General features: G+C 68.9%; 21 protein-coding genes. 11 read left to right on the top strand and 10 right to left on the bottom strand.

Annotated features, from left to right (window positions below):
• Window positions 1-48 precede the first annotated feature (48 nt).
• Window positions 49-513: an Lrp/AsnC family transcriptional regulator gene (locus tag GQ57_RS24690; RefSeq protein WP_031403443.1), complete on the bottom strand. Its 465-nt coding sequence runs from the start codon at window positions 511-513 to the stop codon at window positions 49-51.
• 134 nt (window positions 514-647) lie between these two features.
• Here GQ57_RS24690 and GQ57_RS24685 point away from each other — a divergent pair, with 134 nt between their 5' ends.
• From GQ57_RS24685 to GQ57_RS24675, 3 genes are all read left to right on the top strand, one after another.
• Window positions 648-1,274, top strand: a complete 627-nt coding sequence (locus GQ57_RS24685; protein ID WP_031403444.1) for a LysE family translocator — start codon at window positions 648-650, stop codon at window positions 1,272-1,274.
• 221 nt (window positions 1,275-1,495) lie between these two features.
• Entirely contained in the window at window positions 1,496-3,085 is a 1,590-nt protein-coding gene (locus GQ57_RS24680) for a S53 family peptidase (protein WP_034199298.1), read from the top strand.
• 74 nt (window positions 3,086-3,159) lie between these two features.
• A complete protein-coding gene (locus GQ57_RS24675) occupies window positions 3,160-4,836 on the top strand; it encodes a S10 family peptidase (RefSeq protein WP_034199297.1) in 1,677 nt (558 codons plus the stop codon).
• A 66-nt stretch (window positions 4,837-4,902) separates the two neighbouring features.
• Here the strand turns inward: GQ57_RS24675 and nadE are convergent, their stop codons facing one another.
• The 3 genes from nadE to GQ57_RS24660 all read right to left on the bottom strand — a co-directional run bounded on the left by nadE (window position 4,903) and on the right by GQ57_RS24660 (window position 7,315).
• Window positions 4,903-5,751: an ammonia-dependent NAD(+) synthetase gene (nadE, locus tag GQ57_RS24670; protein ID WP_031403447.1), complete on the bottom strand. Its 849-nt coding sequence runs from the start codon at window positions 5,749-5,751 to the stop codon at window positions 4,903-4,905.
• Between the two features lie 283 nt (window positions 5,752-6,034).
• A complete protein-coding gene (locus tag GQ57_RS24665; protein ID WP_034199296.1) occupies window positions 6,035-6,904 on the bottom strand; it encodes a DMT family transporter in 870 nt (289 codons plus the stop codon).
• A 225-nt stretch (window positions 6,905-7,129) separates the two neighbouring features.
• Complete coding sequence (locus tag GQ57_RS24660; protein WP_031401605.1) at window positions 7,130-7,315, bottom strand: hypothetical protein; 186 nt, start codon at window positions 7,313-7,315, stop codon at window positions 7,130-7,132.
• A 208-nt stretch (window positions 7,316-7,523) separates the two neighbouring features.
• On the opposite strand from GQ57_RS24660, the gene GQ57_RS24655 reads away from it, so the two are divergent.
• Together GQ57_RS24655 and GQ57_RS24650 are read left to right on the top strand one after the other, a co-directional pair.
• Window positions 7,524-8,282 (top strand): DeoR/GlpR family DNA-binding transcription regulator, encoded by a 759-nt coding sequence (locus tag GQ57_RS24655; protein ID WP_031401606.1) that lies wholly within the window; start codon window positions 7,524-7,526, stop codon window positions 8,280-8,282.
• A 105-nt stretch (window positions 8,283-8,387) separates the two neighbouring features.
• Window positions 8,388-10,184: a phospholipase D-like domain-containing protein gene (locus tag GQ57_RS24650; protein ID WP_034199295.1), complete on the top strand. Its 1,797-nt coding sequence runs from the start codon at window positions 8,388-8,390 to the stop codon at window positions 10,182-10,184.
• Window positions 10,185-10,260: 76 nt separating this feature from the next.
• On the opposite strand, the gene GQ57_RS24645 is transcribed toward GQ57_RS24650, so the two are convergent.
• The 3 genes from GQ57_RS24645 to GQ57_RS24635 all read right to left on the bottom strand — a co-directional run bounded on the left by GQ57_RS24645 (window position 10,261) and on the right by GQ57_RS24635 (window position 14,041).
• The gene (locus GQ57_RS24645; protein WP_034199294.1) at window positions 10,261-10,935 is read right to left on the bottom strand and encodes a TetR family transcriptional regulator; all 675 of its coding nucleotides are present in this window, start codon (window positions 10,933-10,935) and stop codon (window positions 10,261-10,263) included.
• Window positions 10,936-11,048: 113 nt separating this feature from the next.
• Window positions 11,049-12,317, bottom strand: a complete 1,269-nt coding sequence (locus GQ57_RS24640; protein ID WP_031401609.1) for an NAD(P)/FAD-dependent oxidoreductase — start codon at window positions 12,315-12,317, stop codon at window positions 11,049-11,051.
• 143 nt (window positions 12,318-12,460) lie between these two features.
• Window positions 12,461-14,041, bottom strand: coding sequence for an amino acid permease (locus tag GQ57_RS24635; protein ID WP_031401610.1), 1,581 nt, complete (start codon window positions 14,039-14,041; stop codon window positions 12,461-12,463).
• Between the two features lie 634 nt (window positions 14,042-14,675).
• On the opposite strand from GQ57_RS24635, the gene amaB reads away from it, so the two are divergent.
• A complete protein-coding gene (gene amaB / locus GQ57_RS24625; protein WP_031401612.1) occupies window positions 14,676-16,190 on the top strand; it encodes an L-piperidine-6-carboxylate dehydrogenase in 1,515 nt (504 codons plus the stop codon).
• Window positions 16,191-16,476: 286 nt separating this feature from the next.
• On the opposite strand, the gene GQ57_RS24620 is transcribed toward amaB, so the two are convergent.
• Entirely contained in the window at window positions 16,477-18,921 is a 2,445-nt protein-coding gene (locus tag GQ57_RS24620; protein WP_034199293.1) for a DUF3772 domain-containing protein, read from the bottom strand.
• A 372-nt stretch (window positions 18,922-19,293) separates the two neighbouring features.
• Between GQ57_RS24620 and GQ57_RS24615 the strand changes: the two genes are divergently transcribed.
• Together GQ57_RS24615 and GQ57_RS24610 are read left to right on the top strand one after the other, a co-directional pair.
• Window positions 19,294-19,677 carry a DUF2750 domain-containing protein gene (locus tag GQ57_RS24615; RefSeq protein WP_034199292.1) on the top strand — a complete coding sequence of 128 codons (384 nt, stop codon included), beginning with the start codon at window positions 19,294-19,296 and terminating at the stop codon, window positions 19,675-19,677.
• A gap of 93 nt (window positions 19,678-19,770) precedes the next feature.
• Window positions 19,771-21,198, top strand: coding sequence for an MFS transporter (locus tag GQ57_RS24610; protein ID WP_031401615.1), 1,428 nt, complete (start codon window positions 19,771-19,773; stop codon window positions 21,196-21,198).
• A 29-nt stretch (window positions 21,199-21,227) separates the two neighbouring features.
• Here the strand turns inward: GQ57_RS24610 and GQ57_RS42060 are convergent, their stop codons facing one another.
• Window positions 21,228-21,527, bottom strand: a complete 300-nt coding sequence (locus GQ57_RS42060) for a hypothetical protein (RefSeq protein WP_152603345.1) — start codon at window positions 21,525-21,527, stop codon at window positions 21,228-21,230.
• Window positions 21,528-21,636: 109 nt separating this feature from the next.
• Between GQ57_RS42060 and GQ57_RS24605 the strand changes: the two genes are divergently transcribed.
• From GQ57_RS24605 to GQ57_RS24595, 3 genes are all read left to right on the top strand, one after another.
• Complete coding sequence (locus GQ57_RS24605) at window positions 21,637-22,908, top strand: hypothetical protein (protein ID WP_052001477.1); 1,272 nt, start codon at window positions 21,637-21,639, stop codon at window positions 22,906-22,908.
• A 164-nt stretch (window positions 22,909-23,072) separates the two neighbouring features.
• Entirely contained in the window at window positions 23,073-24,185 is a 1,113-nt protein-coding gene (locus GQ57_RS24600; protein ID WP_031401617.1) for a porin, read from the top strand.
• Window positions 24,186-24,193: 8 nt separating this feature from the next.
• Window positions 24,194-25,246 carry a nucleoside hydrolase gene (locus GQ57_RS24595; protein WP_034199290.1) on the top strand — a complete coding sequence of 351 codons (1,053 nt, stop codon included), beginning with the start codon at window positions 24,194-24,196 and terminating at the stop codon, window positions 25,244-25,246.
• A 24-nt stretch (window positions 25,247-25,270) separates the two neighbouring features.
• On the opposite strand, the gene GQ57_RS24590 is transcribed toward GQ57_RS24595, so the two are convergent.
• Window positions 25,271-26,182 (bottom strand): LysR family transcriptional regulator, encoded by a 912-nt coding sequence (locus GQ57_RS24590; RefSeq protein ID WP_031401619.1) that lies wholly within the window; start codon window positions 26,180-26,182, stop codon window positions 25,271-25,273.
• Window positions 26,183-26,212 lie beyond the last annotated feature (30 nt).

Genomic DNA, 26,212 nt, shown 5'->3' with positions numbered 1-26,212 from the left:
CGAACCGGGCGACGGGGCCGGCGCGCGCGCCGGCCACCCCCGCCGGCGTCACGGCACCGGCAACCCCGCGTCGTGCTTGACCTCGCGCAGCGACAGCGCCGATTCGATCGACGTCACGCCCGGCAGCATCCGCAGCGATTCGCGCAGGAACGTGCCGTAGTCGTCGAGATCGCGCGCCACCACCTGCAGCAGGTAGTCGGCCGTGCCCGCCACGTTGTGGCACGCCAGGATCCGCTCGATGCCGAGCACCTCCCGTTCGAAGCGGTCGGCGGTCTTGCGGTCGTGCGTCGCGAACCGCACGAGCACGAAGGCGACGACGCCGAAGCCGAGCGCCTGGCGCGACAGCTGCGCGCGATAGCGCTCGATGTAGCCGTCGTTTTCGAGACGCTTCAGGCGCCGTGCACAGGGGGTCTCGGAGAGGCCGACGGTCTCGGCGAGACGCGCGATCGGCTGGCGGCCGTCGCGCTGCACCGCGGCAAGGATGGCGCGGTCGGTTTTGTCGAGTTCAATCATGGTGGCGGAATCCTGATGCTGATTCGATGATTGTGGCGGATTCCCCTACGTTTCGCCAATCCTTGACTAAATATGGCCAATAAACCCTCGTGCTCCGGCGGCAATATATCGCCGTAAGAGAACAGGGGCAGACCATGATTTCCACGCATTTGCTGTTGATTTACCTTGCCGCGCTGGCGGCCATCTATGCGGTGCCGGGGCCGGACATGGCGCTCGTGCTGCAGACCAGCATCGGCCGCGGCGTGCGGCCCGGGATGGCGGCGGCGGCCGGCCTGTCGCTCGCGCGCACCGCGCACGTGACGCTGTCCGCCTGCGGCGTCGCGGCGCTGATCCGCAGCGCGCCGTGGCTCTACGAGGTGATCCGCTACGGCGGTGCGCTCTACCTCGCCTATGTCGCGGTCCAGGTGTTCCGCTCGCCGGTGTTCGCGCTCGGCGACGGCGAGGCGGCGGCGACGGCAGGCGAGTTGCGGCAGTCGTTCGTGAAGGGCTTGCTCACCAACCTGCTGAACCCGAAGGCGCTGCTGTTCTGCTCGGTGCTGCTGCCGCAGTTCGTGCGCCCCGAGGCCGGGCCGGTCGTGTTGCAGATGTTCGAGCTGGGCGCGCTGCTGGTGGCGGCCGGCGTGTGCTTCGACCTCGCGTGCGTGTTCGGCGCATCGCGGATCGCGGCATGGATGCGCGCGCATCCGCTCGCGCAGACGGTGCAGCGCTGGACGTTTTCCGCGGCGCTGATCGGCTTCGCGTTGCGCCTGTCGATGGATTGAGCGCCGCGGCCGCGCCGTGCCGGCGCCCGCCGCGCGCGGCGCCGCCGCCCCGTGCGTGCGCCCCGTCGCAGAAGGACGTGCGCGCAAATCGTCTGACTGTTCTAAACTCCCTGTTACTTCGCGTGGTCGCGAACCCGACCGACTGAACGGAACCGTCTCCCGCCGGCCCTGTCCGATTTCCTGGCTGTTCCGTGCAACGCGGTACCAAGGAGGGTCTGAACATGGCAAGGCATCTTCACGCCGACCGTGAACCCCGGATCGTCGCCGAGTCCAAGTGCCTCGGCCCGTGCGATCCGGCGGAGCGCATCCACGTCACGATCATGTTGCGGCGGCAGGAAGAAGGGCAACTCGATACGCTGGTTCACCAGCTCGCCGCCGGCGACGCGCAAGCGAAGCCGCTGTCGCGCGAAGCGTTTGCGCAGCGTTTTTCCGCCGATCCCGACGATATCCGCAAGGCCGAGGACTTCGCGCATCGTCACCAGCTGACGGTCGATCGCGTCGATCCGGTCGAAAGCGTCGTCGTGCTGTCCGGCACGATCCGGCAGTTCGAAGCCGCGTTCGGCGTCACGCTCGAGCGCTTCGAGCATCGCTCGATCGGCCAGTATCGCGGCCGCTCCGGCCCGATCGCGCTGCCCGACGATCTGGGCGACGTCGTCACGGCCGTGCTCGGCCTCGACAGCCGCCCGCAGGCGCGGCCGCACTTCCGGCTGCGCCCGCCGTTCCAGCCCGCGCGCGGCGCGGCGGGCGTCACGTTCACCCCGATCCAGCTCGCGTCGCTGTATGGCTTTCCGGCCGGCGACGGCGCCGGGCAGTGCATCGCGATCGTCGAACTCGGCGGCGGCTACCGCGCGGCCGACATCCAGCAGTATTTCAGCGGACTCGGCATCGCGACGCCGCCGACGCTCGTCGACGTCAACGTCGGCACCGGCCGCAACGCGCCGAACGGCGACCCGAACGGCCCGGACGGCGAGGTTGCGCTCGACATCGAGATCGCCGGCGCGATCGCGCCGGCCGCGACGATCGCCGTCTATTTCGCGCCGAACAGCGACGCCGGCTTCATCCAGGCCGTCAACGCGGCCGTCAACGACACGACCCGCAAGCCGTCGGTGATCTCGATCAGCTGGGGCGGCCCGGAGGCGACCTGGCAGGCGCAATCCGCGCAGGCGTTCAACCGGGTCCTGCAGGCAGCGGCCGCGCAGGGCGTCACGGTGTGCGCGGCGTCCGGCGACAGCGGCTCGGGCGACGGGCTGCAGGACGGCGCCGATCATGTCGACTTCCCCGCGTCGAGTCCGTACGTGCTCGGCTGCGGCGGCACGCAGCTCGACGCGCTGCCCGGGCAGGGCATCCGCAACGAGGTCGCGTGGAACGACGAAGCGACCGACGGCGGCGCGGGCGGCGGCGGCGTGAGCACGCTGTTCGACCTGCCGGTCTGGCAGCAGGGGCTGGCCGCGACGCTGGCCGACGGCAGCCGCGTGCCGCTCGCGAAGCGCGGCGTGCCGGACGTCGCCGGCGATGCGTCGCCGCAGACGGGCTACGAAGTGTCGATCGCGGGCACGGCCACCGTGATGGGCGGCACGAGCGCGGTCGCGCCGCTGTGGGCCGCGCTGATCGCGCGGATCAATGCGGCGGGCGGCGCGCCTGCCGGCTGGGTCAACCCGGTGCTCTACCGGAATCCGGGCGCGTTGCGCGACGTCACGCAGGGCTCGAACGGCAGCTATGCCGCCGCGCAGGGCTGGGATGCGTGCACGGGCCTCGGCAGCCCGAACGGCGTGCAGCTTGCCGCGATCCTGGCCCGCAAGCCGTCGAGCTGACGCGGCGGCGTACGTCTTTCCGCATGGCGCGGGCGGCCTGCCCGCGCCCTTTTCTCACCTCCAGGAGCAGCACGATGGGCATCGATTCCGCATCTTCCGGCGGCGTGTATCCGCTGCATCACGGCGACCACAATTCGCATGGCGTGCCGCCGACCGTCAATCCTGTCGCGCTGAGCCACGGCCGCGACCAGCCGTTCTTCGATCCGGTCGCGTACGGCAACGGCCCCGACGACTCGGTGACCGACACGACCGAGGCGGCCGCGATCACGCATCACACGATCCTGATCGACGGAAAGCGCATCGCGTACACGGCGACGGCCGGCCACCTCGTGACGGTCGACCCGAGCAGCTCGCAGCCGGCCGCGAAGATCTTCTACGTCGCGTTCACGGCCGACGGCGCGACGGAGGAAACGCGGCCCGTGACGTTCTTCTATAACGGCGGGCCCGGCTCGTCGTCGGTGTTCGTGCTGCTCGGCTCGTTCGCGCCGAAGCGCATCAAGACGTCGATGCCGGGGTTCACGCCGCCCGCGCCGTACCAGCTCGAAGACAACCCGGACAGCATGATCGACCACAGCGACCTGGTGTTCATCAACCCGGTCGGCACCGGCTATTCGGCGGCCGTCGCGCCGAACCGGAACCGCAACTTCTGGGGCGTCGACCAGGACGCGGATTCGCTGAAGCAGTTCATCAAGCGCTACCTGACGAAGAACAACCGCTGGAATTCGCCGAAGTACCTGTTCGGCGAATCGTACGGCACCGTGCGCAGCTGCGTGCTCGCGTACAAGCTGCACGAGGACGGCGTCGACCTGAACGGCGTCACGCTGCAATCGTCGATCCTCGACTACCGGCAGGCCGGCAACCCGGTCGGCGCGCTGCCGACCGCGGCGGCCGACGCGTGGTATCACAAGAAGCTCGGCGTCACGCCGGCGCCGACCGATCTCGGCGCATTCGTGGAGGAGGTCGCGCAGTTCTCGCGCACCGACTACCTGAACGCGTTGCGAACGGTGCCGCATGCGGACCCGGCCGTCGTGCAGAAGCTGTCGCAATACACGGGCATCGATACGGCGACGCTGCAGTCGTGGAGCCTGAATATCGCGGGCTACGACGCGCGCGGCAATTCGCTGTTCCTGACGACGCTGCTGCATGCGCAGGGGCTCGCGCTCGGTTCGTACGACGGCCGCGTGACGGGGATCTCGTCGGGCATCGCCGGCAAGATCGACCCGAACTCGGGCGGCAACGATCCGACGATGACGGCGGTGACGGGCGTCTATACGGCGATGTGGAACAGCTACCTGAACGAGCAGCTGAAGTTCACGTCGAATTCCGCGTTCACGGACCTGAACGACCAGGCGTTCCAGAACTGGGACTTCAGCCACATCGATCCGACCGGCGCGCAGCAGGGCGTCGACGCGCAGGGGAACGTGATCCTCTACACGGCCGGCGATCTCGCCGCGGTGATGGCGCTGAACGTCGACCTGAAGGTGCTGTCGGCGAACGGCTTCTACGATTTCGTCACGCCGTTCTACCAGACCGTGATCGACCTGCAGCAGATGCCGCTCGAGGATCCGAAGGTGCGGCAGAACCTGTCCGCGCGGTTCTATCCGTCGGGGCACATGGTGTATCTCGACGGCGGCTCGCGCACTGCGCTCAAGCACGATCTCGCGACGATGTACGACACGACGGTCAGCGATACGGGTGCGCGGATGCGGATTCGCGCGCTGCAGGCGAACAAGACGGGCGGGCACGCGTAGCGTCGCCCGTCGCGGGTACGCCGCGCGCCGCCGCCGGGGCGCGCGCGGCGGCAGGCTGGAGCGTGCTTACGCGGCCGGCCAGTCGAACGGCGTGTACGGCAGCGCGCGCTTGTGGCGCGAACCGTCGTAGAAGCGCAGCACCGTTTCATGGACGCGATCGCTGACGGGCTTGCCTTCCAGGAAATCGTCGATCTCGTCGTAGCTCACGCCGTATGCATGTTCGTCGGGGCGCAGCGGGCGCAACTCCTCGAGATCGGCCGTCGGCACCTTCATCACGATCGCTTCCTCGCCGTCGAGCGCACGGGCAACCGCGCGCACGCGACGCTTGTTCAGGCCCGCAAGCGGCAGCACGTCCGCGCCGCCGTCGCCGAATTTCGTGAAGAAGCCCATCAGCGATTCCGCGGCGTGATCGGTGCCGATCACGATGCCGCGCCGCGCGCCGGCCACCGCGTACTGCGCGATCATGCGCTCGCGCGCCTTGATGTTGCCGTGCACGAAATCCTGCTGGGCCGGGCTCTCGAACGCATGGCCGGACGCGACCAGCGCGCCGAGCATCGCGTCGGCGGCCGGCTTCACGTTGACGGTCAGTTCCTCGTCCGCGCGCACGAATGCGAGCGCGCGCTGCGCATCGGCTTCGTCGTTCTGCACGCCGTTCGGCAAGCGCATGGCGATGAAGCGTGCATCGTAGCCGTCGGCGCGCAGGCGCTCGACCGACAGTTGCGCGAGCCGGCCGGCCGTCGACGAATCGACGCCGCCGCTGATGCCGAGCACGTAGGTCCGCAGGCCGGTCGAACGAAGGTAGTGCGCGAGGAACTCGACGCGGCGGGCGATCTCGGCCTCGGCGTCGAAGTGCGGTGCGACGTTCAGTTCGGCAATGATCGCGCGTTGGCGGCTGGCGTAATCGGCGGATGTCATGAAGGGGGTTCCGGAGCGAAATGGAAGGCGCCCATCATAAGCGCATTCGCGGCCCGGCGCCGCGCCGGACACGGGTTCCGGCGGCTTCACGTTGCTTCGGCGAGACGCGTTGCGCCGCCGTGGTGCACGGTGCGCCGGGCAGGGGCAAGAATGCCGCGCGGCGGGCGTGCGCGCGGCCGGCGCTCGACGCGCGTCGATGCAGGTGAATATGCATCGATGCGTGTCGACGCGTGTCGGGGCCGGCGGTGGCGCGGCCTCACGGCCGCATGCGGGAGCGGGCGCGTCAGCGCCGCGCGAGCACGACGCCCACGAGTGCGAGCGCGAAGCCGGCGAGCTGGATCGCGGCGAGCGTTTCGCCGAACAGCCAGAAGCCCTGCAGCGCGGCGAGCGGCGGCGCAAGGAACAGCAGCGACGTCGCGCGCGCGGCGTTGCCGCGCCGCAGCATCCACATCAGCATCGTGACCGCACCGCCGGACAGGAACACGACGCCCCACACGAGCGACCCCCACAGCGCCGGCGCGCCGATCCAGCGGGTCTCGTGAAGCAGCACGGCGAGGATGGCCGCGACGATCGCCGCCCCGAAGTTCTGCACGGCAACGGCCGTGCGCAGGTCGCTCCGGGCGAGCTTGCCCTTCTGGTACAGCGAGCCGGCGGTGATCGACCCGACCGCGAGCACCGAGACGGCGACGACGAGCCACGCGGGCGCCGCGCCGGGCGGCGGCGCGACGCCGCCCGTGACCTTCGGCGCCAGCACGAGCGCGACGCCGGCGAGCCCGAGCGCCATCCCGAACCAGCCGCGTGCGGGCAGGCGCTCGTTGAACAGCGGGACGGCGAGCACGGCGGTCGCGAGCGGCTGCAGCGCGCCGAGCAACGCCATGACGCCGGCGTTCAGCCCCTGCGAGACGGCCCAGTAACTCAGCCCGAGATAGAGGCCTTGCAACAGCGCGCCCGCGATCAGGTGGCGCGGCCATTCGCGGCGGGCCGGCCACGGCGCGCGCGCGACGAGCGCCACCGCGCCGAACAGCGCGGCCGTGCCCGCGAATCGCGCGAGCAGGAACAGGTTGGGATCGGCGTAGGGCTTGATGGCCCGTGCAACGATGAAACCGGTGGACCAGAGGGCGACGAAAGCGGCGGCGACGATCGAGGTCAGCATGCGGGACGGGCCGCGACGCGGCCGGACAGAATCGTGAAGTCGGCCAGTATCGGGTGAAGCGACGCCGGCGTCTTGTCGCATTCTGCATTCATGCCGCCGGTCGCGCGGATGCGCCGGTGCGCGTCGCGCGCCGTGTAGCGGGCCGGTTGCACGGGCCGCCGGGCGGGGGCGGGGAGGGCGCGCACCGCCCCGCACGCGGTGCGGGCGGGCGCGCGGATGTGCCGGTCAGTCGATCGAGAACGTGTCGAGCGGCTGGTTGGCGCGGGCGTCGGTCGCGAAACGCGCGGCGAGCTGTTCGTAGAGCCGGCGGGCCTCGTCGAGCGTCAGGTCGATCCAGTACGGATCGCCGGCCCCGTCGTTGAGGCGTTCGGGCGGGAACTGGATTTCGATCACACTGCCTTTGCGATACATGGCGCGAGTCTCTCTGCTGGGTCGGTCATTCTGCGAAACGCAAAGTGTAGCAACCGGCGCCGCGCCGATTCGCGCGCATCAGGCAATAATGAATTTCGCATTCGGCCGGCGCGGCCGGTGCGGTTTCGCGCCGCCGTCAAATGCCGGTCAAACGGGCGTAATACAATGGCCGGCTTACCCATTACCAGTCGCCTCGGGCGCACACGCGATGCTGGCGGAACAACGTCATCAATTCATCCTGTCGGAACTCGGACGGTCGGGCGCCTTGTCGGTCGCGGAACTGGTCCGCTCGCTCGACGTGTCGCGCGAGACCGTGCGGCGCGACCTGAACGCGCTGGCCGCACGCGGCCTGCTCGTGATGACGCACGGCGGCGCGCTGGCCGCGGACCGCCGCGAGCCCAGCCTGTCCGAACGCGAAGCCGCGAACGCCGAGGCGAAGCGCACGATCGGGCGGCGCGCGGCCGAGTTCGTGCCCGACGACGCATCGGTGCTGATCGATTCGGGCAGCACGCCGCATGCGGTCGCGCTCGCGCTCGCCGACCGGCACCGGCTCTCGATCTACACGAACGACTGGCGCACCGCGTTCGTGCTCGCGCGGCGCAACGGCAACCGCGTGACGCTGCTCGGCGGCGAACTGTCCGACGACGAGGACGCCACCTTCGGGCTCGACACGATCCAGCAGCTCGCGCAATACCACGTCGATTTCGCGTTCGTCGGCGCCGGCGGCATCACGCCCGACGGCGAATGCACCGACTACTCGCGGCTCGCGGCCGAGGTGCGCAGCCGGATGATCGCGGCGGCGGGCACGACGCTCATCGTCGCCGACCATTCGAAATTCGGCCGCGTGACGCCGGTGCGTATCAACGGCACGGCCGCCGCCCGCTATCTCGTGACCGACCGCGCGCCCGACAAGGCCGTGCGCCGCGCGCTGACTGCGCGCGGGATCGAGCTGCTCGTGTGCGACTGACGCGCGTCCGACATACAAGGTTCATCGAACCGTCATCCTGCGGGAAGAAGCACCGTCAAGACTGACCCATTCATCTCGATCGGCCGGCAGGCCAGGGAGCAACGAATGACCGTCAGCGTGCGCAGCTATCTTTCCCCCACCCTGGTCCTGCTGGCCTTCGACTGGCCCGATGCGGCGTCGCGTACCGATTTCCTCGGCTTCGCGATCCGGCGCACGCCGGGATTCTGGTCGGCCGACGGCAAGACGCGCGCGCCGGACAGCTGGCTGCCGAACCGCCTGACGTTCGAGGGCCCGGCCGCCCACACGCAGGGCGATGCGCCGACCGACCAGGCGCCGATCCAGAAATTCATGTGGTGGGATGCGCGCATCGATCCGCAGGACCGCGGCGCGGCGTTCCGCTACGACGTGTATCCCGTCGTCGGCACGCCGGCGAACCTGCAGGTGCTCGACGCGCAGGCCGGCGTGTGCGACGTCGTGCTGCCCGCGCACATCGAGGATGGCGTCGGCACGTGGTTCAACCGCGCGGTGGTCAGCTCGCAGGCATTCGCGAGGCAGGTCGCGGCGCTCGGCCTCGCGCCGAATGCGGCGCCGAGCGCCGCGCAGGCGCTGAAGCTGCGCACGTGGCTCGCGAACGACATGGAGCAGGTGTTCGCGGAGATGCTCGACCCGGCGTCGCGCGCGGCGTCGGCCGTCTATCACCTGACCGACACGCTGTGGGCGCTGCCCGCGTTCAAAGCGTTCGGGCGCAAGCACGGCGAAGCGTCGCTCGCGATCGTCTACGACGCGCATACGACGGCGCGCAAGGGCAAACCGCCGCTGCCGTCGCCGAACCAGCCGGCCGTCGATGCGCTGCAGGGGCTCGCGACGCTCGCGCCGCGCGACAGGACGCATATCATGCACGACAAGTTCATCGTGACCGACGCGTCGTCGAACGCGGCGCCCTCACGCGTGCTGACCGGCTCCGCGAATTTCACGACCGAGGGGCTCACGGAGCAGGCGAACGTGCTGCACGCGTTCGATTCCCCCGCGCTTGCCGCGCTGTACAACGATCGCGCGCAGGCGCTGGCCGGGAATCCGTCGATCGCGGAGACCGCGAAGCTGTCGCCGGGCTGGTCGGAACCGATGACGATCGGCGGCGCGCAGGTGCGGCTCGCGTTTTCGCCGGAGCCGGCGGGGCAGCGCACCGAAATCGACACGATCGTCGCCGCGATCGCGGCCGCGAAGCATTCGGTGTGCTTCTGCCTGTTCATGCCGACCGACGCAGAGCTGCGAAAAGCGTGCTTCGCGGCCGGCGACCGCGGGCTGATGATGTTCGGCCTGGTGAACAAGATCAACGTCGGCAGCGCGACGAAGGCCGATGCCGAGCAGCAGGCCGGCCAGACGATCGATGCGGCCACGCTCGCGAACCTCGAGCTGTACCACCGCAACGAAGACAACCACGACGTGATCGACGCCGAGTATTTCTCGCCGGCCACAGTGCCGCAGGGTTTCGAGCCCGAGTTGCGCCTGTTCCCGGGTGAACCGGCGCCGGCCTTTCCGCCCGTCGTGATCCATCACAAGTTCATCGTGATCGATGCGGAGGGCGCGAATCCGGTCGTCTATACGGGCTCGGCGAACATGAGCCGCAATTCCGAGCAGTACAACGACGAGAACCTGCTCGAGATCCGCGATCGGCGGATCGCGGCGATCTATCTCGCGGAATTCCTGCGGCTGTACGAGCACTATCGCGCGCGGGCATTGGCGATCAATGCGAAACGGCACGGCGGCACGGACGGAGGCACGGGCGCGCATGCGCGGCTCGGGCTCGCGCCCGATTCGAGCTGGGCGAAGAAGTATTACGTGGCGGGAAGCCCGGAAGAGAAGGCCCGGATCGCACTGGCGTCGACCGCGCCGACGGACTGACGCACGGGAGAGCGACGGGCGCGGATGTCGCGCGCCCGAGGCCGGGCTGGCCGGGGAAACCGGCCGCCGCCGCCGCTTATGCGGCGACGTAGCGGAGTACGGCGTCGGCGATCGTGTCGCGATGCCGTGCGCGCAGGCGCGGCGCCGACGGGTCGCGGCCGAACGCGGCGCCGAACGTGTAGCGGTTCGACACGCGATGGAAGCAGAACGAACTGATCAGCAGGTGCAGGTCGAATGCATCGATGTCCTTGCGGAACGCGCCGCTCGCCGCGCCGCGCTCGACCAGTTCCTCAAGCGTCTTGATGATGCTGACGTTGCGGTTCTTGAACGACTTGAGCTGTTCGAGATACTTCGCGCCGTGGATGTTCTCGATCGACACGAGGCGCACGAAGTCGCGATGCTTGTCGTGATAGTCGAACGTGAATTCGACGAGGCGGCGCATGCCTTCGCGCGGCTCCATGTCGCCGATGTGCAGTTCCTGCTCGAGCGCGCGGATGTCGCCGTACACCTTCTCCAGCACGGCCTCGTACAGGCCTTCCTTGCTCTCGAAGTAGTAATAGAGCATGCGCTTGGTCGTGTTCGTGCGCTCGGCGATCGCGTCGACGCGCGCGCCGGCGAGACCCATCGCGGAGAATTCCTGCGTGGCGACGTCGAGGATGTTGCGCCTGGTTTGCTCGGGATCGTATTTGCGCCGCGCATCGGACGGAAGCGCGCGGGTCTCGGAGGTGGCGGCCTTGCTTCCTGCTTTCATGTGACTTTATTGTGGCTTCGGCGGCTTGGAAAAGGCATTCTAGCATGCGGTAAAACCCCGCCCGGCCGACCTTCCGCTCTAATCGGACGGGCCGTTCCGGCTGCCTGGGGCGCTCAGCGGCGGCATGACGCGAGCGCGTCGCGGGCCTGGTACGCGGTGTATGTGAGCTGCGCGGCGGCGAGGCCCGCCAGCCCGAACGTGCGCGTGAGCCCGAACGCCGCGAAGCCGTCCGGCACCGGGCGGCCTTCGGCCAGCGCGGCCGCGAGCGCTTCGCCGGCCACCGTGGTCGGCGCCATTCCGTGGCCGCCGAACGCGATCGCGTGCCACACGCCGTCGGCGTCGCGGCCGATCTGCGGCATCTTGTGCCGCGCGTAGCTCATCAGCCCGCCCCATGCGTATTCGACCTTCACGTCTTCCAGTTGCGGATACACGCGCAGCAGGTCGCGCCGCAGCAGGCGCGCGATCGCGTCGGGGCCGCGGTCGAGCACGGAAATCCGGCCGCCCCACAGGATGCGCGTGTCGTTCAGCGGGCGGTAGTAGTCGAACGCGAAGCGCGTGTCGTAGATCGCGTACGGCGCATCGATCGCATCGGGCAGGCGCGCACCGAGCGGTTCGGTCGCGATCACGTAGGTCGCGATCGGCAGCACCGCGCGCTCGATGCGCGGCGACACGCCGCGCGCATAGCCGCCGCAGGCGAACACCACGTCCTTCGCGCGCACCGCGCCCTGCGCCGTGCGCACGACGTACCCGGCGCCTTCGCGGGCGATGCCGAGCGCGGCCGAGCGCTCGTACACGCGCGCGCCGCCGCGCGCGGCGGCCGCCGCCACGCCGAGTACGTACTTGAGCGGATGGAAGTGGAACGCATTCGGTTCGAACAGGCCGCCGTAATAGCGCGACGTTTTCAGCCGCTTGCGCAGCGCATCGGTTGCAACGGGCTCCCAGTCGACGCCGAGTTCGTTCTTCATCAGCGCACGCACGCTGTCGAGCCTGGCGGGATCGTCGAACCAGTTCGCCAGCATCACGCCCTGGTCGACGATGTCGCAATCGATCCCGTAGCGCGCGATCCGCGCGCGGATCAGGTCGACCGCATCGACGGTGAGGCGGTACAGCCTGCGCCCTTCGTCGCGGCCGAGCGTGCGCAGCAGGTCGGCGTTGTCGAGGCTGTAGCCGCCGAATACGAAGCCGCCGTTGCGGCCCGACGCGCCGAAGCCGACCTGTTCGGCGTCGAGCACGACGACATCGCGCACGCCGCGCTCGACGAGCCCGAGCGCGGTGCACAGGCCGGCGAGGCCGCCGCCGACGATGCAGACCTGCGTGTCGGTCGTGCCGGACAGGGGCGGGTAGGGCTGGCGGGTGACGGTGGCTTCGTAGAAGTTCTGCATGCGGTTTCGTTGATTCGTAACGGCAGATAGACGGACGGCGCGCGTCGATCTTGCCTGAACGCGCGCGCCGCGTCGAATGGGGGATGTCCGGGCGCCGGCTGCCGCGCGCGGGCGGCGGCCGGTGCGACGCATGACGCCGTGCTTCAGGCGCCCGGCGTCGGGTTGGCCGGACGGGCGACGTAGCTCGCGTAGCCGGCGTCGGCCCGCGGCGCGGTTTCGGGCGTCGCGCTGCGTTCGATCCACGGCGCGATTTCCATGTCCTCATAGCGCACGAGGCGGCATTTGCGCACGAGTGCGTAGCCGAGCCAGGTCGCGAGGAAGAACGGCAGGCCGATGTAGGTCGAGGCGACGCCGACCCAGTCGATCCGGTCGGAGAGGAACGCCTGGTAGTCCTGGCCGAGCGCGACGATCGCGCACAGGGCGAACGCGAACAGCGGGCCGAACGGGAACCACTTCGACCGGTACGGCAACTGGTCGAGCCGGTAGCCCTGCTTCAGGAACCCCTTGCGGAAGCGGTAATGACTGACCGCGATGCCGAGCCACGTGATGAAGCCGGCCATGCCCGACGTGTTCAGCAGCCACAGGTACACGGTCTTGTCGCCGTACAGCGACGTGAGGAAACACAGAGCGCCCACGGCCGTCGTCGCGTACAGCGCGTTGCGCGGCACGCCGCCCGGCGACAGCTTCGCGAACAGCTTCGGCGCGCGGCCTTCGACCGCGAGGTTGTAGAGCATCCGCGTGGACGCATACATGCCCGAGTTGCCGGCCGACAGCACGGCCGTCAGGATCACCGCGTTCATCACGCCGGCCGCGAACGCGAGGCCCGCGTGGCGGAACACGAGCGTGAACGGGCTCACGCCGATGTCGGTCACGTCGCTCTTGAGCAGGCTCGGGTCGGTATAGGGAATCAGCACGCCGATCACGAAGATCGCCAGCACGTAGAACAGCAGGATGCGCCAGAAGATCTGGCTCACCGCGCGCGGGATCGTCGTGCGCGGGTTTTCCGATTCGCCGGCCGCGACGCCGATCATTTCGGTGCCCTGGAACGAGAAGCCCGCGATCATCGCGACGCCGAGCATCGTCGCCCAGCCGCCGGCGAACGGCGCGTCGCCGATCGTGAAGTTGCCCCAGCCGGCGCTCGGGCCGCCCTGCATGATCCCGAAGATCATCAGCAGGCCGACGCCGACGAACGCGAGCACCGTCAGCACCTTGATCAGCGCGAACCAGTATTCGGCTTCGCCGAAGCCGCGCACCGACAGCGCGTTGAGCGCGAAGATCAGCGTGAGGAACAGCGCGCTCCACCAGACGCCCGGCACGTGCGGGAACCAGTAGTTCATCACGAGCTGGGCGGCGACGAGCTCGACCGCGATCGTCACGGCCCAGTTGTACCAGTAGTTCCAACCGAGCGCGAAGCCGAAGCCCTCGTCGACGAACTTCGCGCCGTAGGTCGCGAACGAGCCCGACACGGGCATGAGCGCGGCCATCTCGCCCAGGCTCGTCATCAGGAAATAGACCATCAGGCCGATCACCATGTACGCGAGCATCGCGCCGCCGGGGCCGGCCTGCGAGATCGACGCGCCGGACGCGACGAACAGGCCCGTGCCGATCGAGCCGCCGATCGCGATCATCCGCAGGTGGCGGGCCTGCAGCGCACGGTGGAGGGACGGTTTCGCGGGCGGCGAACCGGACGGACGGGACGAATCGGGTCGGGCATCTGAATGCATGGCGGGCGCTGGGCGCTGTCTCCGGAATTGTTTTTCGGTGACGAAGCGCGACGCGTTGCCGGCTGCGGGCCGGGCAGCGGTGATGCGGGACGGGGGCGGGCCGGATGAACCGGGCCGCGATGCGTGTCGCGTTCGTCGGTCGTCCGGCTGCGGTGGCGGCGGCCGGCGGCGCGCCGGGTGCTTTGCACCTCGACGCCGCAACGATTGTGTGTGCCCGAGGTGCGGGCGGCAAACGATATTTCCGCACAGGGTAATGCGGGTTTGTCATCAACCCGGGCGTCGTCGCAACCCGCGCGGCGGCCCGGCTGCAGGCTTCGGAAGGGTCCCGTATACATGAAGGAACACCCCCGATTCGCTCGCCGAGGTGTTGCGTTTTGGGAATGAAGTCGTGAGTTAATATCAATAGCGGCCCGACTTGTGGCCACCGACAATGTATTTCATGGATCGTGCGTCGCGAGGCGGGCGCGCGCCGTCCGTCCGGCTTGCCGGCGGCGGCGCAGCGCGATGCGCCGGGCGGCGCACCGGCCCTCCCGCGCGGCGCATCCGCTTGCACCGGGCGCGCGAACGCGCTCCAATCGAATCACGCGGGCGGCGTCGCCGCCGCACCGATCAATCTGTCCCTGAAGAGGAAGTGATGCAATTCAACGACATTCTTGCCGCGCTCGATATCGATCTCGCCCAGTGGAAAGGCAATGCGCTGACCGCGCGTTCGCCGCTCGACGGCGCGACGCTCGCGACGCTGGCCGTCGACACGCCCGCCGACGCCGAGCGCAAGATCGACGCCGCGCACGACGCATTCCTCAAGTGGCGCACGGTGCCGGCGCCGGTGCGCGGCGAACTCGTGCGCGTGTTCGGCAACGTGTTGCGCGAGCACAAGGCCGAACTCGGCCGCCTCGTCACGCTGGAAGCCGGCAAGATCACGTCGGAAGGCCTCGGCGAAGTGCAGGAAATGATCGACATCTGCGATTTCGCGGTGGGCCTGTCGCGCCAGCTTTACGGCCTCACGATCGCGTCCGAGCGCCCGGGCCACCGGATGATGGAAACGTGGCACCCGATCGGCGTGTGCGGCGTGATTTCGGCGTTCAACTTCCCGGTCGCGGTGTGGGCGTGGAATGCGGCGCTGGCGTTCGTGTGCGGCGATTCGGTCGTGTGGAAGCCGTCGGAGAAGACCCCGCTCACCGCGATCGCGTGCCATGTGCTGCTCCAGAAGGCGATCCGCGAGTTCGAGAAGACGCATCCGGGCGTCGCGCCGGCGGAGCTGAGCCAGCTGGTGCTCGGCCTGCGCGATGTCGGCGAGGTGCTGACCGCGTCGAAGAAGGTGCCGGTCGTCAGCGCGACGGGCAGCGTGCGGATGGGCCAGGAAGTCGCGAAGGTGCTGAGCCAGCGTCTCGCGCGCGGCATTCTCGAACTCGGCGGCAACAACGGGATGATCGTCGCGCCGAGCGCGGACCTGGATCTCGTCGTGCGCGCGGTCACGTTCGCGGCGGTCGGCACGGCCGGCCAGCGCTGCACGACGCTGCGCCGCCTGATCGTGCACCGCAGCCTGGTCGAGCAACTGCTGCCGCGCATCGAGAAGGCTTACGCCTCGGTGAAGGTCGGCAACCCGCTCGAGGAAGGCACGCTGGTCGGCCCGCTGGTCGATCGCGCGTCGTTCGACGCGATGCAGAAGGCGCTCGGCGATGCGCGCGAGCAGGGCGGCGAAGTGAAGGGCGGCGAGCGCGTCGACGTCGGCGCTCATGCGGATGCGTACTACGTGCGCCCGGCAATCGTGCGGATGCCGAAGCAATCGGCGGTGGTCGAGCGCGAGACGTTCGCGCCGATCCTGTACGTGATGGTCTACGACAACTTCGACGACGCGATCGAACTGCACAACGCGGTGCCGCAAGGGCTGTCGTCGGCGATCTTCACGAACGACATGCGCGAGGCCGAGCAGTTCATGTCGGCAGCGGGCAGCGACTGCGGGATCGTCAACGTGAACATCGGCACGAGCGGCGCGGAAATCGGCGGCGCGTTCGGCGGCGAGAAGGAAACGGGCGGCGGCCGCGAATCGGGTTCGGATGCATGGAAGGCGTACATGCGCCGCGCGACGAACACGATCAACTACAGCCGGCAACTGCCGCTGGCGCAAGGCGTGAAGTTCGACGTGTAACGTCGCGCAGCCCGTGGCGTCGCGCGGCGATGCCACGGGCCGCCAACCGGGCCGGCACCACGTAGCTGGGCGGCCGAGGGCCGGGTTCCGTATGACACGGGGCCCGGCTCTTTTGTTTTGGGCCTGCGCTCGTGGCCGGGGCGTGGATATGGCGGCTCGACGCATCCCGCTGCCGTTTCCCGTTGTCGACGCGCATCGGGCGATCGCGTCCGGACTTCGGCGTGCCGCCGTCTCGTGATCGAGGCAGCGGCCCCGGCGTGCCCCGCCGGGGGTAGCGCGTACCGCGTCAGTGCTCCGCCGCCGGCATGTTCTGCACCACCAGCACCTGCGGGCTCGACAGCGTGATTCCCGCCGCGCGCAGTTGCTTGAGGATCTCGAACAGCAGATCGCTTTTCGTCGAGCTTGCGATCCGCGGGCTCGACACGTACCCCGTCACGCTCAGCGTGATGCCGTCCGGCGTGAGCTGGCTGAACGTCACCGACGGCGCGGGCTTCTCGAGAATCGCCTGATGCGTGCGATAGGCGTGCAGCAGCAGGTCGCGCACCTGCTCGGGATCGGTGTTCAGCGGGAACGTCAGCGCCAGCGTCGCGACGCCCTGCGTGCTGTTGCCCATCGTCACGTTGCGCAGGTTCTGCGAGATCAGCTGCGAGTTCGGCACGATCACGGTCGAGCGGTCGCTGAGCTGGATCTCGGTCGCACGCACGTTGATGCGGCGGATGTCGCCTTCGACGCCCGCGATGCTGATCATGTCGCCCACCTTCACCGGGCGCTCGGTCAGCAGGATCAGCCCGGACACGAAGTTCTTCACGATCTCCTGCAGGCCGAAACCGATACCCACCGACAACGCGCTCACGATCCACGCGAGATTGTTCCACTTGACGCCGAGCAGCCCGAGCGTCATCAGCACGAGCAGCACGTAGCCGACGTTGGTGAACAGCGTGATCAGCGTCACGCGCATCCCGGTATCCATGCCGAGCGCGGGCATGAACTCGCCGTCGAGCCAGCGGCGCAGCGAGCGCAGCAGGTAGAGGCCGATCGCGAGCCCGATCACGGCGTTCATGATCCGGTCGGGCATGATGTTCAGGCTCTGCAGCCGCTGGCTGCCGATCATCGCGATCGCGCTGTCCAGCAGGTCGCCCGGCGTCGTGCCGAAGCCGCCGGTCAGCAGGGCGATCGCCGCGATCAGCATCAGCAGGCTCGTGCCGAAGCCGGACAGGACCGTGCGGGCCTGGTCGAGGTGACGGTCCTCGAGCGCGAACAGGTGCTTGATCTGCTGGCCGGTCGGCAGGCTCGACGAGAACAGGCTCTCGCTCGCGTCGCGCGTCAACTGGATCAGGATGTAGGTGGCGCACAGCACGATCTCGAACCACACCAGCTCGTAGGTGATGAAGCGCGCGACGGTGATGTAGCCGATCAGCAGCGCGATCAGCGACACGACGATCGCCAGCGTGACGCCGGCGTGGATCAGCCCGGCGAGCGTCGAGCGCTGCTCGGGCGCCTCGCCGGCCGCCGCGAGCGCGCTGCGCGCACGGTTCGAGCGCAGCAGCGACGCGCCGACCGTCAGCGCGACGACGAGCGACACGATGCCGCGGCCGAACAGCGTGACCGACAGGCTGGTGTCGACGATGCGGTTGATCGATTCGAGCGTGCCGGACATCAGCAGCAGCGCGGCCAGGATGCCGGGAAACGGCTTCATCGCGCGGGCGACGGGATCGGCGAGCGCGGGCAGGCGCCACGACGGATGCTTCGTGCAGAGCAGCGCGCGGCCGAGCCCGGCGATCAGCGCGCAAGTGGCGGCCAGCTTCGCGAACTGGTCCCACAGGTCGGTCAGCGCCGGCGTGAGTTCGTAGTGACGCGCGACGGCGAGGTAGAGGATCTGGACGGCGATGGCCGTGGCGATCAGCGTCGACAGCGCGGTCGACAGCGCCAGCGCGCTGCGGCGCAGGCGGGTGGCCGGCAGGCGGTTCAGGCAGAGCCAGCCGAGCCCGCGCTCGATGAGCCGGCGCCCGCCGACCCATGCCGCGAGCGCGGCGATCAGCAGCAGCGAGGTGATCGCCCGTTGCCCGGGCACCCACGACGAACGCACCATGTCGTGCAATTCGTCGTCGAAATCTTCCAGCCGCTGGCGGTCGTCCGGCGACAGGTGGAACAGCGGCAGCCAGAACTGCGCGCTGAAGATGCCGCCCGAACGGAACGCGAGCTGGTTTTTCAACAGACCGCGATGCAGCTTCGCAAATTGCTCGGCCAGGTTCGTGAGGCTGGTTTTCTGGTCGGCGGCCTGCTTCAGCGCCGCGTCGATCTGGGTCTTGCGCGCATTCAGCATGGCCCGTTGCCGCGCAACGGCCGGCGTTTCCGGCGCGGCGCCGTCGGCAGGCGGCGGGCCGAGCACGTCGAGCTGGGCCTGGACCTGCGCGCGCTGCGGCGCGAGGTCGTTCTGCAACTGCGCGACGTCGGCGCCCAGTTCCTGCGCCGAATCGTCGAGCGCGTCCAGTTCCTTGCTGTTGGACGTTGTCGACGTCTGCTGCTTGATGCGGTCGAGTTCGACCTGCATCTGCTTGAGCTGCGCGAGCGCGTCGGGCAGCGAGATGGCCGGCGCGGGGGCGCCGACGCCGCTCGCGACGGGCGCGGAAGCGGCCGCCGGAAGCGCCGATGCCGTCGCGACCGCCGCGAACTGCAGCAGCGCGATCAGCGCGATCCGGCGGGCGTACGTGAAGAGTCGTGGTGTGGACATGGAATGCTTACGATTTGCCGACAGTGCCGATCGCCGAAAGGCGCCCGGAAGCCGGTGGTTGGTCCGGTAGCATGTTACCGGGGTGTGGCGATGTACGATTTCCGGATGTGCATCCGTGGGGGCCCTCAGCCGGGCATGCGCGACGGGCACGGAAAGTCCCTTTCGCCCCGTTTTACAGGGGCCTTGGCGTCCGGGTTGCGCCGGAACGGGCGTATTTCCGGTAGCCCGCGACGGGACAGATGGTTACGAAATTTACATGCGATCGGCGCGGGATCGAACCGGATAAGCGGAGCAGGCGTGCCCGCCGCGTGAATCGGGCGACTTGAACGTGGCCGATGTCCGTCGGACCCGACATCGAAATCGAGGCGATGAATGGCCGTTCACCGAGAGAAGATCGAAAGCGTACTGCGGCTCGACGCTCGCGCGCGATTCGACTATTTCATTCGCAGGATCGCCGATTCGGAGGTCGTGTGGGGCCTGTTCGATACGGGGTGGGCGACCGCAAGCGCGGATGGCCGCATCGCGATCCCGGTCTGGCCGGAGCAGGACTTCGCGGCGATCTGCGTCGACGCGCAATGGGCGTGCTTCCATCCGGAGGCGATTCCGCTCGACGCATTCCTGACGCGCTGGCTCCCCGGGATGGCGAAGGATCGCAGGCTGTGCGCGGTGTTTCCGGTGCCGGCGGGCCGCGGGCATCTCGTGTCGCCGCCGGACCTGCTGGCGTCGATTCGGTCGGAGTCGTCGCAATATGAGTGAACGGAAGCGTGCGCCTCGCTAAAATGCGCGGAGCCGCTCGCCAGCTTTCCCCTGGCGGCGCCAAGACAATCAAGAATCCGGAGACTTGCCACCATGGCATCCACCCAGCCTGCCCCGCTTGCCGCAGCGGACGCCGCCCGTTCCGGGGCGATCGACCCCGGCGCGATCTCGGCCCGCCTCGACCGCCTGCCGCCTACCCGCACCGTCTGGAAACTCGTCGTCCTGCTGAGCCTGGGCTTTTTCTTCGAACTCTACGATCTGCTGTACAGCGGCTACGTCGCGCCCGGCCTGGTGAAAAGCGGCATCCTGTCGGCGACGACACACGGCCTGTTCGGCACCACGGGCGTCGCGAGCTTCATCGCGGCGCTGTTCTCCGGGCTCTTCATCGGCACGATCGCGTGCGGCTTCCTCGCCGACCGCTTCGGCCGCCGCGCGATCTTCACGTGGTCGCTGCTGTGGTACACGGCGGCCAACGTCGTGATGGCGTTCCAGGACACCGCGGCCGGGCTGAATTTCTGGCGCTTCGTCGTCGGTCTCGGCCTCGGCGTCGAGATGGTGACGATCGGCACGTACATCTCGGAGCTCGTGCCGAAGCAGATCCGCGGCCGCGCATTCGCGTGCGAGCAGGCGGTCGGCTTCGTCGCGGTGCCGGTGGTCGCGTTCCTCGCGTACCTGCTCGTGCCGCACGCGCCGTTCGGCCTCGACGGCTGGCGCTGGGTCGTGCTGATCGGCGCGCACGGCGCGCTGTTCGTGTGGTGGATTCGCCGCGAACTGCCGGAAAGCCCGCGCTGGCTCGCGCAGCAGGGGCGGGTCGACGAAGCCGACCGCATCATGCGCGCGCTCGAGGCGAAGGTCGAGGCCGAATACGGGCGGCCGCTGCCGCCGCCCGCGCCGGCCGAGCCGGTGCCGCCGCGCGGCAGCTTCCGCGACATGTGGGTGCAGCCGTATCGCAACCGCACGATCATGATGACGATCTTCAACGTGTTTCAGACGGTCGGCTTCTACGGCTTCGCGAACTGGGTGCCGACGCTGCTGATCAAGCAGGGCATCACGATCACGTCGAGCCTGATGTATTCGAGCGTGATCGCGCTCGCGGCTCCGATCGGCCCGCTGATCGGCCTCGTGATCGCGGATCGCTTCGAGCGCAAGTCGGTGATCGTCGCGATGGCGGCGGCGATCGTCGTCTGCGGGCTGCTGTTCAGCCAGACGACGGTGGGCGTGTTCCTGATCGTGCTCGGCATCGGCCTCACGCTCGCGAGCAACATCATGTCGTACAGCTTCCACGCGTATCAGGCCGAGCTGTTCCCGACCTCGATCCGCGCCCGGGCCGTCGGCTTCGTCTATTCGTGGAGCCGCTTCTCGGCGATCTTCTCGTCGTTCGTGATCGCGGCCGTGCTGAAGGGCTTCGGGACCTTCGGCGTGTTCGCGTTCATCGCGGGCGCGATGGTGGTCGTGATGGCCGCGATCGGGTTCATGGGGCCGCGCACGAAGGGCATCGCGCTCGAAACCATTTCGCGGTAACGGCGGGCCGTACGCGCGTGCCGCACGTTTCATGCGGCACGCGGTACGCGATACGCGATACGCGTGCGATATGGTTGCGTCGGGCAATGTGGCATGGAAAATGATTCGATATCCGAATCGATTGGCGCAATGCGATCGAATCGTTCCGAAAAGGAGTTGGCCTGCGTGTCGGGTTCGAACGCCCGACCGGCAAGATTGCCACACGCCGAAAATGCGAACGGCAACCGGTTGAAACAAAGCGTGACGAAGCGCAAATCCGCCGTAAAGCGCGATTGCCGTCGCTGCCGATTTCCGTGCGGACGCGTAAAATAAAAGACCTGACGACTCATTAGCCGCCATCGGACCATCCGCGTTGCAACGGCGAACGGCTCCGCCGCGAAGAGGCGTCGGCGTCGGGCGCGCACGATGTGCCCGGCGTGTCGACGGCTCGCGCGGAAGATGCGCCGTTCGCGACAGCAGCATGCGGCGGCGGGATCGGCCGGTGGTTTCGAACCCATGATGCCTTTCAGCCTGACGCGGCCATTTGCGAAGCCGCGTTGCCTTGCCCGCGCAGCGGCCGCGTGTCTCTGGCTCGCCGCCGCGCTGCCGATTTCCGTGCTTGTCGGGCAGCCGGCCCTTGCGGCGTCCGACACGGCAGTGCCCGCCGCGGCGTCATCCTCTTCGATCGAGCCGCCCGCGGTAGCGACTTCCCGTGCGCATTCCGCCGCGCCGGCGCGTGCATCGTCCGGCGTTTCCGCCGCGCAGCCTCCTGCGTCTGCGGCCTCATCCGCGCATCCGGCGGAACCTGCCGTCCCGGCATCGGGCGCATCGGCGGCATCGGCCGCTTCCGCCGCCGCGCCTGCTTCGGCCGCGTCCCCCGCGCCTGCCGGCGAGGCCGAGCCGGCTGCGCCGATCCCGCCGCGCCGGCATCCGCCGCTGTCGGCGGAGGAGGCGAAAAACGCGACCGCGCGCGCGGTCGACATGCGCAAGCGCTTCACGCAGGAAGTCACGCGGCGTCTGAACGTGCCCGCGAGCGAGCAGCGCGCCTACGGCGAGCGGCTCCAGAAAGCGCTCGCCGATGCGGATCTCGGCGACCTGGCCGGCGAATACGTCGCGTTGGTCGACCGCGCGCCGAACGTGCAGGCGCTCTTCATCTATTTCCGCGCGACGCCGGCCGACGCGTGGCTGATGATCGGCGCATCGCCGGTCGGCACCGGGCGGCCGGGCCAGTACGATCATTTCCTGACGCCGCTCGGCGTATTCCATCATTCGCCGGACAACATGGATTTCCGTGCGGAAGGCACGACCAACGAAAACGGCATTCGCGGCTACGGCCGCCGCGACCTGCGGATCTACGACTTCGGCTGGGTGGACGGCGAGCGCGGCTGGGGCAAGGGCGGCGTCTCGCCGATGCGCTTCCAGATGCATGCGACCGACCCCGATCGACTCGAGCCGCTGCTCGGTATCCGGCATTCGAAGGGGTGCGTGCGGATTCCCGCGTCGCTGAACGTGTTCTTCGACCGGCACGGGCTGCTCGACGACGATTACCAGGCGCGCGTCGAGGCCGGCAAGTCGCTGTGGGTGCTGCGCCGCGATCGCGACATCACGCCGATCGCGGGCCGCTACCTGGTCGTGATCGACAGCGCGCGCAAGACGCGCCCGGGCTGGTCGCCGTTGCCGGGGCGCAAGGCGTGGTCGAAGGTGCCGAAGAGCGGCGACACGGCGGACTGACGCCGGCCGGCCGGGCGGGTGCGGGCGCGGCCGGGTTGAGAATAAATCCGTTTTATCGACGCATAAGAAAAGCAAACTTTTATTATCCGATCCGGGTTCGTATAGTCGAGGCCAGTTTCGCGGAACCCTGCCGCGCCTGGACCACCACCGATCACACGACCCGCATGAAAACTTTCTACAAGCTCGCCCCGCTCGCGATGCTCGGCGCCTTCGCGACGCATGCCAGTGCGCAAAGCAGCATCACGCTGTACGGTCTCATCTCGGCCGGCGTCGGGTTCGCGACCAACCAGGGCGGCAAGAACGCCTGGCAGGCGCTGTCCGGCACGAACCAGAACCCGCGCTGGGGGCTGAAGGGCAAGGAAGATCTCGGGCAGGGGCTGTCCGCGGTCTTCCAGCTGGAGAACGGCTTCAACGTGATGACGGGCACGGCCGCGCAGAACGGCCGGGAGTTCGGGCGCATGGCCTATGTCGGCCTTGCCGACCGCACCTACGGCACGCTGACGTTCGGCCGCCAGTACGATGCGATCCACGACTACATCGGGCCCGTGATCATCGCGAGCAACGGCGTGAACATCGGCGACAACGACAACGGCTACAACGACATCCGCGTGCAGAACTCGGTGAAGTACGTGAGCCCGGATTACCGCGGCCTGAAATTCACCGCGCTGTACGGCTTCAGCAACGCGACGGGATTCGCGAACAACAGCGCGTACAGCTTCGGGCTCGGCTACGAGCATGGGGCGCTGCGCTGGAGCGCGGTCTATGCGCAGTACAACCATCCGTACAGCGCGACGAACCAGGATGGCGCGATCGCGAACGACTATGCGTCGCCGCTGCTGATCTTCAGCAAGAGCGCGATGACGCCGGCCGCGTACGCGAGCCGGCAGCGGATCGCGGGCACGGGCGGTTTCTATACGATCGGCCGCGCGCAGTTCGCCGCGATGTTCACCGACGTGCGCTACGATTACCTCGACAACACGCACCTGCACCTGCAGAACCTCGGCGTGAACGTCGTCTACACGATGACGCCGCAGCTCTTTCTCGGCGCCGCGTATGCGTTCACGAACGGCAAGTACGACGTGATCGACAAGCGTCCGCGGTGGCACCAGGTGAACCTGCAGGCCGATTACTACCTGTCGAAACGCACCGACGTCGCGCTGACCGTGATCGCGCAGCAGGCGGCCGGCGACGCGGAGCATGCGCAGATCTTCGCGTACGCACGCTCGACCGGCACGCGCCAGATGATGGCGACGCTCGGCATCCGGCACGTCTTTTGAGCCCGACCATGACCCATCCGATCGCATCCCGACGCACCTTCCTGAAATGCTCCGCCGCGCTGGCCGGCACCGCGCTGCTGCCCGGGACGGACGCGTTCGCCGCCGGCGGCGACGCCGCACGCCGCACGGTGATCATCGATACCGACCCGGGGCAGGACGACGCCATCGCGATCCTGTTCGCGCTGGGCGCGCAGGACCGGCTCGACGTCCGCGCGCTGACCGCCGTCGCGGGCAACGTGCCGCTCGACCTGACCGAACGCAATGCGCGGATCGTCCGCGACTGGGCCGGCCGCACGAAGACGCTGCCCGTCTATGCGGGCTGCCCGCGGCCGCTCGTGCGCGAACTCGTGACGGCCGCGAACGTGCACGGCAGGACGGGGCTCGAAGGCGTCGAACTGCACGAGCCGCTGGCGCCGCTCGCCGCCGGTCACGCGGTGTCGTACCTCGTCGACACGCTGGGCCGCGCGGCGCCGGGCAGCGTGACGCTGTGCGCGCTCGGCCCGCTGACGAACATCGCGACCGCGCTGGTCGAAGCGCCGCAGATCCGCGGCGCGCTGCGTGAAATCGTGCTGATGGGCGGCGCGTTCTTCGAGCGCGGCAACATCACGCCGGCCGCCGAGTTCAACATCTACGTCGATCCGCAGGCGGCCGACGTCGTGTTCGGCAGCGGCGTGCCGATCGTCGTGCTGCCGCGCGACGTCGCGGTGAAGGCGCCGATCACGCCGGCCCGCGTCGCGCCGTTCCGCGCGCTCGGCAACCGCTGCGGCGCGATCGTCGCGGACATCATGACGGCCGAGCTGGCGTACAACCGCAAGCGTCGCGGTGTCGACGACGCGCCGATGTACGACCCGACCGCGGTCGGCTATCTCGTCGATCCGACGCTGTTCGGCGGACGCAAGGTGAACGTGGCGGTCGAGACGGCCGGCCAGTGGACGCTCGGCGAGACGGTGGTCGACTGGAACGGGCGCAGCGGCCGCGCGGCGAACGCGACGTGGATCAACGAAGTCGACGCGGACCGCTTCTACGCGACGCTCGTCGAGCGCATCGCGAAGCTGCCCTGAGTGCGGGCGCGACGGGCGGACGCGTCAGATGTGTTTCGCGATCCACTCGCGGCATGCGCGCACGTGCGGGCCGCGATCGTCGCCGGCGAGCGAGATCAGCGAGATCGCGCGCGTGACGCGCGGCTTGTCGACGCGCAGCGCGACGAGTTCGGGGTCGTGCAGATGCATCGTGTAGAGGCTCGGCAGCACGGCGGTCGCGAGGCCGTTGCGCGCGAGCGCGTAGAGCGGCTCGGTGTATTCCATCCGGTACGTGACGTTCAGGCGCAGCTTCTCGGCGCCGCCGGTGCGATGCAGCGATTCGCTGACGCTGCCGCGCACGAACACCGCAAGCTCGCGATCGACGAGTTTCGCCCATGTGACGCTTTTCGCGCGGGCGAGCGGATCGTCGCGCCGCACGACGATCACGATCTCGTCCTCGAAGAGTTGCCGGTAGCGCAGCGTGCCGTCGTCGCCGTCCGGCTCGCGCACGCCGATGCCGAGATCCGCGACGCTGTCACGCACGGCCTCGACGAGCGCGCTGTTCGGCAGGTCGGTGAGCGTGAAGCGCAGCGTCGGGTGGGCGGCGCGCAGTGCGTTGAGCGCGGGCAGCAGGCGGCCCGCGACCGACGGGATGAAGGCGATCCGCACCGTCTGGATGCGTTCGCCGATGAGCCGCGTCATGTCGTCGAAGGTGCCGCGCGCCTGGTTGAGCAGGCGTTCGGCGAGCGGCAGCACGGCTTCGCCGGCGGAGGTCAGCGAGAGCCGGTGCGCGGAGCGCGCGAACAGGCGCCCGCCGAGCAGGAACTCGATCTGGCGGATCGACGCGGTGAGCGCGGGTTGCGTGAGCGACAGCGCCTGCGCGGCCTGCGTGAAGCTGCGCGCGTGGGCGAGCACGACGAAGTGCTGCACCTGCCGCAGCGTGAGCGCGGGCAGCAGCGACGAGCGATCGGACGACATCGGGCAATAACGGTCGGGATGCGGTACGCG

It is taken from the genome of Burkholderia sp. MSh2 (genome assembly GCF_000731655.1).
GTDB lineage: Bacteria > Pseudomonadota > Gammaproteobacteria > Burkholderiales > Burkholderiaceae > Burkholderia > Burkholderia paludis.
Note: the sequence above shows the minus strand (reverse complement) of the source record. Positions and strands in the feature narration are given on the sequence as shown.

What these genes read in the sequence shown, in the direction of transcription:
- GQ57_RS24690 (WP_031403443.1), bottom strand. Translation starts at nt 513, where the DNA reads ATGATTGAACTCGACAAAACCGACCGCGCCATCCTTGCCGCGGTGCAG.
- GQ57_RS24685 (WP_031403444.1), top strand. Translation starts at nt 648, where the DNA reads ATGATTTCCACGCATTTGCTGTTGATTTACCTTGCCGCGCTGGCGGCC.
- GQ57_RS24680 (WP_034199298.1), top strand. Translation starts at nt 1,496, where the DNA reads ATGGCAAGGCATCTTCACGCCGACCGTGAACCCCGGATCGTCGCCGAG.
- GQ57_RS24675 (WP_034199297.1), top strand. Translation starts at nt 3,160, where the DNA reads ATGGGCATCGATTCCGCATCTTCCGGCGGCGTGTATCCGCTGCATCAC.
- nadE (WP_031403447.1), bottom strand. Translation starts at nt 5,751, where the DNA reads ATGACATCCGCCGATTACGCCAGCCGCCAACGCGCGATCATTGCCGAA.
- GQ57_RS24665 (WP_034199296.1), bottom strand. Translation starts at nt 6,904, where the DNA reads ATGCTGACCTCGATCGTCGCCGCCGCTTTCGTCGCCCTCTGGTCCACC.
- GQ57_RS24660 (WP_031401605.1), bottom strand. Translation starts at nt 7,315, where the DNA reads ATGTATCGCAAAGGCAGTGTGATCGAAATCCAGTTCCCGCCCGAACGC.
- GQ57_RS24655 (WP_031401606.1), top strand. Translation starts at nt 7,524, where the DNA reads ATGCTGGCGGAACAACGTCATCAATTCATCCTGTCGGAACTCGGACGG.
- GQ57_RS24650 (WP_034199295.1), top strand. Translation starts at nt 8,388, where the DNA reads ATGACCGTCAGCGTGCGCAGCTATCTTTCCCCCACCCTGGTCCTGCTG.
- GQ57_RS24645 (WP_034199294.1), bottom strand. Translation starts at nt 10,935, where the DNA reads ATGAAAGCAGGAAGCAAGGCCGCCACCTCCGAGACCCGCGCGCTTCCG.
- GQ57_RS24640 (WP_031401609.1), bottom strand. Translation starts at nt 12,317, where the DNA reads ATGCAGAACTTCTACGAAGCCACCGTCACCCGCCAGCCCTACCCGCCC.
- GQ57_RS24635 (WP_031401610.1), bottom strand. Translation starts at nt 14,041, where the DNA reads ATGCATTCAGATGCCCGACCCGATTCGTCCCGTCCGTCCGGTTCGCCG.
- amaB (WP_031401612.1), top strand. Translation starts at nt 14,676, where the DNA reads ATGCAATTCAACGACATTCTTGCCGCGCTCGATATCGATCTCGCCCAG.
- GQ57_RS24620 (WP_034199293.1), bottom strand. Translation starts at nt 18,921, where the DNA reads ATGTCCACACCACGACTCTTCACGTACGCCCGCCGGATCGCGCTGATC.
- GQ57_RS24615 (WP_034199292.1), top strand. Translation starts at nt 19,294, where the DNA reads ATGGCCGTTCACCGAGAGAAGATCGAAAGCGTACTGCGGCTCGACGCT.
- GQ57_RS24610 (WP_031401615.1), top strand. Translation starts at nt 19,771, where the DNA reads ATGGCATCCACCCAGCCTGCCCCGCTTGCCGCAGCGGACGCCGCCCGT.
- GQ57_RS42060 (WP_152603345.1), bottom strand. Translation starts at nt 21,527, where the DNA reads ATGAGTCGTCAGGTCTTTTATTTTACGCGTCCGCACGGAAATCGGCAG.
- GQ57_RS24605 (WP_052001477.1), top strand. Translation starts at nt 21,637, where the DNA reads ATGCGCCGTTCGCGACAGCAGCATGCGGCGGCGGGATCGGCCGGTGGT.
- GQ57_RS24600 (WP_031401617.1), top strand. Translation starts at nt 23,073, where the DNA reads ATGAAAACTTTCTACAAGCTCGCCCCGCTCGCGATGCTCGGCGCCTTC.
- GQ57_RS24595 (WP_034199290.1), top strand. Translation starts at nt 24,194, where the DNA reads ATGACCCATCCGATCGCATCCCGACGCACCTTCCTGAAATGCTCCGCC.
- GQ57_RS24590 (WP_031401619.1), bottom strand. Translation starts at nt 26,182, where the DNA reads ATGTCGTCCGATCGCTCGTCGCTGCTGCCCGCGCTCACGCTGCGGCAG.